The organism is Candidatus Accumulibacter sp. ACC012, from assembly GCF_907163155.1.
GTDB lineage: Bacteria > Pseudomonadota > Gammaproteobacteria > Burkholderiales > Rhodocyclaceae > Accumulibacter > Accumulibacter delftensis.
Map to the genome: position 1 here is coordinate 102,385 of NZ_CAJQUC010000011.1, position 9,781 is coordinate 112,165.

The 9,781-nt window shown below is 61.8% G+C and carries 6 protein-coding genes and 1 pseudogene; 3 read left to right on the forward strand and 4 right to left on the reverse strand.

Features of this window, described 5'->3' with window-relative positions:
- Positions 1-1,816: 1,816 nt before the first annotated feature.
- From QZ648_RS13190 to QZ648_RS13205, 4 genes are all read right to left on the reverse strand, one after another.
- Positions 1,817-2,095, reverse strand: coding sequence for a hypothetical protein (locus tag QZ648_RS13190; protein WP_291997347.1), 279 nt, complete (start codon positions 2,093-2,095; stop codon positions 1,817-1,819).
- 311 nt (positions 2,096-2,406) lie between these two features.
- The gene (locus QZ648_RS24985; RefSeq protein ID WP_366144138.1) at positions 2,407-2,664 is read right to left on the reverse strand and encodes an acyl-CoA dehydrogenase family protein; all 258 of its coding nucleotides are present in this window, start codon (positions 2,662-2,664) and stop codon (positions 2,407-2,409) included.
- Between the two features lie 1,887 nt (positions 2,665-4,551).
- Positions 4,552-4,773 carry a hypothetical protein gene (locus QZ648_RS13200; RefSeq protein WP_291997348.1) on the reverse strand — a complete coding sequence of 74 codons (222 nt, stop codon included), beginning with the start codon at positions 4,771-4,773 and terminating at the stop codon, positions 4,552-4,554.
- 130 nt (positions 4,774-4,903) lie between these two features.
- Positions 4,904-5,638, reverse strand: a complete 735-nt coding sequence (locus QZ648_RS13205; protein WP_291997349.1) for a hypothetical protein — start codon at positions 5,636-5,638, stop codon at positions 4,904-4,906.
- A gap of 1,599 nt (positions 5,639-7,237) precedes the next feature.
- Here QZ648_RS13205 and QZ648_RS13210 point away from each other — a divergent pair.
- From QZ648_RS13210 to QZ648_RS24990, 3 genes and pseudogenes are all read left to right on the forward strand, one after another.
- On the forward strand, positions 7,238-7,402 hold the full coding sequence (locus tag QZ648_RS13210; RefSeq protein ID WP_291997350.1) for a hypothetical protein: 165 nt from the start codon (positions 7,238-7,240) through the stop codon (positions 7,400-7,402).
- Between the two features lie 951 nt (positions 7,403-8,353).
- Complete coding sequence (locus tag QZ648_RS13215; protein WP_291997351.1) at positions 8,354-8,626, forward strand: hypothetical protein; 273 nt, start codon at positions 8,354-8,356, stop codon at positions 8,624-8,626.
- 417 nt (positions 8,627-9,043) lie between these two features.
- A pseudogene (locus QZ648_RS24990) lies at positions 9,044-9,781 on the forward strand (hypothetical protein); the annotation flags it as partial.

Here is a 9,781-nt window from a genome sequence, read left to right on the forward strand (position 1 = left end):
GAGCGTTCATGCGCGCCGTGACAGGCCGAGTCCGATGACGCGCGGGTGTCGGCCGGGTCTATTCACGCCGTCGTCCCAGAACTGGCGCGGGCGTAGTAGGGTGAACGCCTGGAGCTCATACTGGTCGCGGACTGGTGGTGCCTTGAAGGCTTTCTTCGCTCGGCAGCGCTCCACGACTTGCCCGCGGCTTCGATCCGTCGCGCCTGACCGTTGCCATAACGTTCCGCTGCCTGCTCGCCGCCATCACCGAATACGCGGCGTTCGGCCACACCACAATTAAACGCGGTGAGTAGCCTCGATCCACCCATGCCGATTGCCGGCGCCGAACGAACCGCCGATGGACGCTGTGAATTTCGGCACCCTTGCCCAGGCGACGCGCACCATCTTCCACCGGGGGGGGGGGGGGCAACGGGCGTACCGCCTGTTTTCGTATTGCGACCGACCATGAGCCGTTTATGTTCTCAAAAACTCATCGGATGCCGCGCTGCGCGCACCGTTTCGACGAATTGGGCGGCTTTAGCGACGCTTCAGGAAACAGGATGTCCGTCGTTGTTGGCGATGCCGCGGACCGGTAGCCCCATACGCGCGCGAACGCGCAGACCAGGTTGTTCCCTAACGCGCCTTGAACTCGTCGAAGTCCGAGCCATCGCCGATGCGGCATGATCTCGCGGATCGGTCGAAAGCTTCTTAGTACGGTCGGTATTCACTCCGTACACTCTCGCCGCGTACAGCGTCCAGGCTCGGCTCGCTCAGGCAGCGCTGGCCGCCTTGCGCCAGTGAGGTTGCCGAAGATGGGCGAGCGATGCCAGTGCCTGCGCATCGTTTTTCGCGGGTTGATCGTCTACCCCCGAAATACGCGATATCCAATCGGCGCCCCGAGGTATGCGGCCGCTGAGCCATCACCGTCGCCGCCTTGACCAGCGGCGGCCCCGCCGAGAACGTATCGTCCCTGATCCTGACGATAATCGTGATCGTCCGGACATCGCCCGGCACGTAGGCGCCGCCGCGTACAGAGCCCATCACCGGCCGCGATCTGCGTGGGATACGCGCCCGCCGACAGTTGCTCTTGGGGGGGGGTTGTAGAAGAGCGACTAAATTTCCTTTGTCGGGAAAAAGGCATCCCTCCGCATGGGCATGACGGCACACCCGAATCGACCAGGTAGATTCACGGCAGTCGGGTTCTCGCCGGCAACTCACTGTCGCGCGCGAGATTCGTCTGACGGTCCGGGTAATAAGTACCCCGTTTCCCCGTCGCGTCCAATTGGCGACGATCATGCCACTCGACGCCGGTTCACCTGCCGCTGCCGGGTAGATCACGAAGCGGCCGGCACCTCGACAAGTATTCTCGGCACTCCCTCCATACATCCGTAGGCCGCCACTGCGCAGTTCGACGAAGGTCGAGCCGGAGTCGACGCGGGCTTTGACGCGCTCGCGATGCCGCAGATTTGCCGCGTGCCATATGTTCTGGCGCGCGCTTTCAGGCCTACCCCGAGGGGCAGTCGCTCGGACCCGTTCGCGCAGATCGCGACGAACTCTGCAATGGCCGCGGCGTTTGGCCCTGATCGGGGCTTCGCGCGTTGAGATCTGGGTTTGCAACACGGGCATCAAACCTCGCAGAGTCAGCCATCGGTCCATTTGTGGCAGGCGGTCACTGCCAAAAAATGCTCGCCGTCGCGCTCATATACGGTGATCCACAAACCCCCGGCCAGCGCTGCATCGCTGCATTCACTTTCAGCGCTGCTTGAGCGCGGCACCGCGAGCGCTTCCTACACGTAACGCGGCAATAAATCGACACCCTGCTGGGTGGCCTGCCAAGTCAAGCACCACATCGAGAGAGGAACGTCTCGACCAGCGCCATAAAGGGCACGCAAAACCGCCTGTGCGAAATCGCGCGCAGCTTCGCATGCCGCTCGCAATCCTGATCTTGGGGTAACCATAAAGGCGCGCGCCTGCGTGCTGCGATGGCAAGCGGAATTCGCGGATGCGTGTAGGGCATCCCGATGAAGCGCGCGCGAGCGCGAAAATCGCGCACCGAGTACTCGCCCTTGAGCGGCACCAGGGGCAATGGTGCCGCACCGGTGTGCTTGAACACCACGCCGAGCAGAATCGGCCGCCACCTGACCGTGCGCCCGTGGCGCGCGGCCAGTTCGCGTCGATTTTCTCGGACGCCAGATAGCCGTAGGGGACGAGAAGTCAAAGTAGAAGTCTATGGGTTCGGACATGTCTGTTTCTCCCAATGGCATTAGGTGTTTTGTGTGCCTGCGGTCGAGTTGCGCCCGTCCGTAACCTTTCAGCAGCTTCTACAAGCGATCACGAGGCGCGAGCCCAGCCCGCCGGGCAAATGCCGCGGGCGAGTGTGCGTTGCGCCAGGCCGGTTGTCCGCCCGCACCCGGAGCGCGTAGCGACTCATGTCAGGCGTCGGCAACGGCGCGACCGATGACCAGGCGCTGGATGTCGTTGGCGCCTTCGTAAATCTGGCAGACGCGCACGTCGCGGGTAGATGCGCTCGACCGGGAAGTCGCTGACGTAGCCGTAACCGCCGAGGATCTGGATGGCGTCCGAACAGACTTTCTCGGCCATTTCGGAAGCAAACATCTTGGCCATCGAGGCTTCCTTCAGGCAGGGCTTGCCGGCATCCTTGAAAGTTGCGGCGCGCCAGACCATCAACCGTGCGGGCTCGATCTGGGGTGGCCATGGCCGAGGACGAAATGCTGACCGCCTGGTGCTCGATGATAGGCTTGTGCGACCGTCTCGCGGTCCTGGGCGTATGCACCGCGCATTCGAAGCGCGCGGGTCCAGCCGACCGACTGCGGCGGCGATGCCGATGCGGCCGTCTTCGAGATTCGACAGTGCAATACTATAGCCGTCGCCTTCCGTCCCAATCAGGCAGGAGGCGGTAAAAAAAAAAAAAAAAAACCGCATGTTTTCGAACAGGGATCTGGCGGTATCCGAATCGCTCTGACCACATTTTTTTCCTCTCTGCGGGTGCGACGATGTAGCCATCGTATCGTCGGCACCGGAACACCTAAATGCTTTCTTAACCGCCGCCTTGTCGGTGCGGCGAAGACATCGCCACCTCCCGGATTTGGGCGGTGGTGATGAACTGCTTTACGCCGTTGAGGACTAACTGTCGCCGTCGCGTCGGGCCCGAGTGGTGATCGCTGCGGCATCGGAACCGTGGTTGCGGTCAGTCGAGGCAGAAGCGCCGAGCTCTCGTCCGCTGGCCACGGTTTCAGCCAGGTCCCTCCTTCTGTCTCGTCGTGCCGTATTTCCATGGTGATGCCGCAGGCCAGCGAGTCTGACGCGACGATGGTCTAGGTGCTCCGGTCACCGCGGCGATTTCTTCGATCATCCCACCAGCGACATGTATGCCATGCCGGGCGACCGCCCCATTCTTCAGGAACGACCATCGATCGCACCTAGCTCGCCAGTTCGCGCCGGCGTTCCGCCGGAAGTGTGATTACGTCCCATTCGCCAGCGAAGGGGCCAGGCTCTCCTTCGTCGAATTCACGCATCGATTCGCGGGATATCCCGTTCCTGATCAGAATCAGCAGCTTTCCCTGAAATGGCCCCGCCGCGAGTTTTCGCGCCGGGGGGGGCCGGGATTGTGTAATGTAAACACCGGTACTTCAGCGCCCACCTCTCCGCACCGCCCATCCCGGATCCGCTCGCCGAGCAAACGGCGCCAAGATGACCGCGCTGACCGGCACCAGATTGATGAACGCGGCCGAGCCGTAGCGCCGATGCGGTTCACGGCTTCGGCGTACGCAGGTGAAGGTCCAGGCGGTGCCAAAGACCCAAAATGCGATCGCACTCCAGCCACGCCAGCTCGTTTCTGCCAAACGAAAAAACGACCCTGCAACAACGCCGCCTAGGTCGCATCACCATCGGTGAAGGCTGGCCGCCGAAAGTCTCGCCAGCGGCGACAGCGATCGGGTACCTCGCCGCCCCGAGGAAAGGTAGACCGTCCACATCACGGCACAGCGATGATCCTCCAGTCGCCAAGACCCACCTCACGCGATGTAGCAGGTGGGATGGCTCATGGTGACGCACCACGCGAGCACCGAAAGCATCCAGCCGAGGCCGAGCGCTTGCTCGGCGACATCGGCGCACCGAACATCAGGCAGTCCCGCTTGGCATGCGATCAGCGCCGGCCGTCAGGTCCTACGACCATAGCGCCGGCGACCGGCCTGGGATTCATGTCATGCCGTAGAGAAAGCAGACTTTGTAAGGAGAATGCACTGGCTCCCATGGCGCTCAGCGTCAGCCACTCGCCGACTGGTGAACCATCGCGGCCAGCCTTCGTCGCGGAACGACCCAGTCGCGGCGCCAAGGACCAGCGCAGCAGCAGAAGCGCTCAACTGGCCATCGGCCAGCGGCCGGCCCTCGCTGACCGCGACGCGTGGCCCGCTACCGGTTGCCCCCCACATGCGGCCGGTAGCAATCATCTTGCAATATTTTTGCCAGCGACTCGACGCGGCGCGACTCGCTGGCCACTGCAAGGAATCGCCACTCTCAGCCCTGCAAGGCTTCAGCGCCGTCAGATAATGGTCACCAGATCTTCCGGCGATGCACGTAAAGCCGAGGTCGCGCCATCACGCCGTCCTTGAGGCCGTTCGAATTCCGCCGTGCACTTCGCGTGGCCGCGCTGCAGGCGTCCTGACGACTGAAGTTCTGGCAGACGTTGGCCACCTGTTCGAGGAACTTGAGCTCGCACGGTCGATCGTGGCGCTGTTCATGTGGCACTATCGACTCGCGCCATGTGCGTGTCATGGACATCGCGGACGTGTCCCGCAGCCATATGTCGACCACCCGACGCGATGGGGCGAAAATGAGCGCTCCGCTTGACGCCGCCACGCCATAGTGCCGCGCCCATCACTTGCCGCACCTTGAGCGCATCAACTCACTGATCCCGACAGCATTGAATCCGTTTGCACGACGAGTTTGGCAACTGTTTCGATGCACGAAGATCTCGCCCGGCAGAAGCCGAGATCTGTTGGCCGTCACCCGCTAGTCCGAACACCCGATCCACAGATACTCCGCTTTTGCCGCTGGACAGACGCATGAAAGTCGGCATCTCTTCCTCCTGCGATTTCGACAGGCGCGGTTGAAGTCGAAAAGTTAAAGAAGGTTTATCGGTGGCCACTTCTTGCTCGCCAGTTCTGTCAGATCGAGAGCCAGACATCGTCCCTTCGAGACGGCGTCTGTAGTAGGCTGTCGCCTTCGTGAACCCCCAACTCGCGATACAGGCGCACAGCACGCGCAGGCCTGGCAAGGTGTCGAGCAGCATTCGCTGTAGCCGATTTCCTTGGCCGCCTTGAATCGCCGCCAGCGCCAGCTCTGATGCCGACCGCACTACGCTGAGCTGCTCGACATACAGCGCTTCATTTCGGGCACAGTCCCTGCGGAGAGCGCCGGATCCCGACACAGTCAGCCGGCTTGCCGGTACGCTCGCGTGAAAAGACGACCCGAGGAGCAGCATAGGCGTGCCGGCAGCGAAGCCATTTCCTCCTCGAAACCCTGGAACGACGATCAAAAAAAAAAAAAACGCCCCCAGGCGGCTTTGCGAAATGAACTGGCGAACGTGCTTCGACCGCGGCGGTATCGTCAGCAGTGAGGTTACGCATATGGTGGTCATGATCTTCCTCGAACTTACGTGCAAGGGTGAAAGATATGTGGCTGAAAAGCGTGGGGCAGCTCTGCGCAAGAGAGGCGCCCTGCGCTCTTGCACAAGCTTCACGCGCGCGATTTGCGCCTCAAAGGTTGTCGGCGAATCGTTCGCGACCGTCAGAATACGGATTCGAAGTACCGGCGCCGATCTCGTAGAGGCTTTGAGGCGTCGCGCACAGCCTGCCGCGATACTCGTTGATGTAAGCCTTACGCCGAGCGTCTGGACGTTGTGCGCGGCCCATCCAGGTTTGCTTTTTCGGCAGCGAGAGGATGGCACCGGCTGCGTCCTTGCGCGTCGTTTCGCCACGATCGCAGGCCCTGGCCCACGGCATAGACTAAGCCCGACATACGTTGAAAGTGGTGTACATGTCGGCGACCTTGCCCCTGCCTCAACTGGAACTCGCCAATCTCCTACCGAACTGGCCGGCGTCGGGCAGTCGGAGACCCCAGATCCTGGCCGCGGCCATGATCCCCAGCGGCCACCTGCGAGCACACGGGCCGGGGTGCCCGCTCTTAGTCCGAGGGCCACCTCATCAGCACGCGCACTCCTGGCCGTTGACCTGGCCAAGCCCATTTTCCAGCGGTACTTCTGCATGTCGTCGAAAACAGCGGTAGGTGTTTCGAGCCACGCATGTCCGATTTGGTCGAGCTTCGATCCGCAAGAGAAACCCTTCATCCCTTGTTCGACGATCACGCGCTGGATCCCTCTTGCGGCCGTTGATGTCGTCTTGGCTTTAAACCACCAGCGTTCGGGCATCACCGGCCGTTTGTGTCCACATCTCCGCCGTTGAGAACGAAGTGATCGCCCCTGGCTTCGGCGCGCAGTTTCAGGCCTTCGCCACATCGTCTGAGCCGGCGTTGGCTTCGCATCGCCAGCGGCGCCGACTGCTCGCCGGAAATCACTTCGGCAAGTAGCGGCTTTCTGCGCTGCGTTCCGTTGCCGACTGATGGACGCAGAGGTTGGAGGTGCGCCCCGTAGGACAGGGCGACCTCGCCGACGCCCGCGAAATTTCTCCATTGCGATGATGTCTCCATATAGCCGAGCCCGTTCCGCCGTCCTCCTCATCGGCGTCCATCCCTGAGCAGCCCATGTCGCCGACTTGCGCCACAGGTCTGCGGGAACATATTGTCCACGATCCGAGTGGCCTCGCACGCGGCTGCGATTTCGTCCGGGCAGCAAAGCTGCTAATGCTTTCCGCAGCATGGTTCGATCGTTTCGCCGTGGGCAAATTGATGCTCGGTATTCCATGTCTCCGCTCCTTGGTGGCTTGTGGGTGTCTTAGCGCGGTGCTTCCGCTCGCACCGTCATATCGTTGCGGGCATCAAGGGCACACAGGGTCTCGCGCCCGTGCAGAAACAGCGAACACTTCGGCCGAGTGACGATCAGCGTCCGCCTGGTAGCGACCACCGACCCTCCCTGCAATCGCAGGTCCCCTTCGGCGTCGTCGCCACAGGTTGAGCTTTTACTCGACGGTCACACGCTCGTTTCCGACGTGGGATCGTACTGGCGGCGTAACCGCCGCCGAATCGGCCGATCATGCCGACCACACCGCCGTAGGATGTAGCCATGCTGCTGCGTGATTTCCGCTTTGTGCGGCAGGTGGATCTCGTGTTAAGCGCCTCGATCCCGGCAGCTGGCCCGGAGCAGCGCCACGCCTCTGCGATTGATAACTCGCGCGAACACGGTTCGTCGGAAATCGGGATCCTTAGCTTTGTGCATGGCCGCATTTAACGTTACTTTGTCCCGATCAGATAGATTCTCGACATACTGAAACGAGAAGCTTGCCGTGCGCATGGCATCTTTCAGAAGCGCGGTCACGGCGCGTAGACACGTGGCCCCCCGCGCGCTTTTTTGGGGCTCAGCATGCCCTTACGTCTTAGCACGGATCTTTCGCGGCGTGATGTGAACTCCTCGCGCCAGATTCGGATGCTGAGGTGCGTCGCTTGCTGTCCACCGCAGGGCTTCCAAGTCTGGATCACGTGAGAATGCTTCGCTCAGAGGCCATCAGGGTCCAGCCTCCTTACGGCCCAAGTTTATAGATTTCGAGACGGTTTTTACCATCCACTGCCATATCTCCCCGACTACCCTTTTGCCACGCCGCTCGGCTGCCGGGAACCGTTCCGCGTCTCCCGGAATCCACTGTTTGCGATGCCGCTGCCCGTTTCGCACTGGAATCACATCAATCTCTGGCTGCTCGAGGACACGACGGCTGAACGATTGTCGATACCTGTTTCGCTCCGATGTCGGTAAAGCGTGCTGGCAGACGATCCTTTCGCGGCTGACCCCAGCGAGCGTGGCGGGCGTATTCGTGCGGCATCATCGTCACCCACTTTCCCCCCGATCACCTCGCGCCTTGCGGCCTGTCCTTGCAGGAGCAGACGGGCGCGCCCCCGTGTGCATGACTCCTGGGCGAGATCTGACCGTCGCCAAGCCCTCTGGCACGAAATCGGTGTCCCACGGCAATCAGTCCGATCTGCGCCAGTTTCGCGCCCACGGACTTGACGCCGACCGCTGTGCGGCGCTGTCACGCCGCAGTTGGCAACTACAACCGCGCGTGCCGATCTGCCGACCAGTTTACAGCGCCTGTTTGGCGGCGATGAACTGCGCAATCGCAAGCACCCTGGCCGTCCGCCTCGGCTTCGCCACTCACCGAACACGCAGCCCCTATTTTCTTGATTGGGAGTGTTGATTTCCGGCGACATGCCTGTTGCCGCAATCGTCTCGACCAATATCACGTCCTTCGCAGTCACCCCGCGGGCCGATTCGCTCTACGATTTCCTGACTCGATCGACCGCTACCGCGAACTTCCTGCCCGAAACGCTGGTCGCCGTCCGCATGGGATTACCGTTCACGTGGTATCGAGAACCGGGTCCAATGCCCTCAGCGCCTCATGAAGAGCGGCTGCATCGTCTCGAAGATCAGTGCACCACCCGCGCGCGCGGCTGGATTTGCTGATGACCCTGTTCTCGCGCATCTCGGACCCCATCAGACGATGTCGCCCATGGTGAGGCTTCGCCCATCCGTCACCGACCGTCACGCCGGCCTACTGCTGCGCAGCGAGGACGACGACGCTGATCCCTTTCTTCAGAGCGCAGGATGCCGCCAGGCCACCGTGAAAACCCGCAGGCCTGACCATGAAATTGGCCGCCAGCGAGTGCCCGCAACCGATCTCTGCTGCACCCCGCCGAGTCGCCGACAGCTATCTCGAAGTCGCCAGGCGCGCGTGCTTCTGCTGCGTCGGCACATGAGAAAACCGCCAGAAAGGCATCTGGTTCCCCAGCGATGATTCGCGCTCGCAAGGCTGCTTACATGGCTCTCTCAGGCACGCCTGCTGGCCACGCCCTACCGCTGGCGCAAACACAGATGGCGATGATGCGTGACCATATCAGCTGTGGCCGCAAACCACGCTGCGCAGATGGCCTGCCTTTCCCGCGTGCCATCCCGGACGCGGACGACTACGCTTCGACGACCAGCCTGGGAAGACATTTCCGCTTCGTACTTCATCCGCAATCGTACCTATCACGGCTCGCCACCTGCACCAACGGTGGGCCAGCGCCGGAGGCTCGACGACACGACTCAGCCCCGAGTAAACACCCTCACCCGTGCAATACTTCCGACGCGCTATCACCAAGCAACTTTGCGCTCACCACCGAAGTGCTGCGCGAAACGGTGGACCAGCAAGGGCAAGAAACCTGCTCAAGGGCTTTTAAACACCTACCAAGGATTCTGGCCGCAGGGACCAGCAACGCTGCCACGAGCGGACGACCAGTGGGGGGGGGTCGCTTGCGCCTCGCGCAGACCTTCACACCCCGGGCAAGTATCTACCAAACAACTGTTACAGTTGTTCAGTACCAGGCGTCCGTGCAGCCCCAGCACCGAGCCCTGCTAATCGTGCCGCCGTGGATAAAAAGTACTACGTCTTCGACTTGGCGACAGCAACTCCTTCGTCCGCTGCAAGCGAACAAGGCTTCACGACCTTCATCATTCAGCTTTTGCTACCCGACCAGCGACTGGCGCCGAAAGACGTTTTGCCGACTACTCGTCGATGGCGTGCTGGAGCGATCGACGCCGTTACAGGCGACCGCGAGAAACGATCGACCTCGTCGCCTA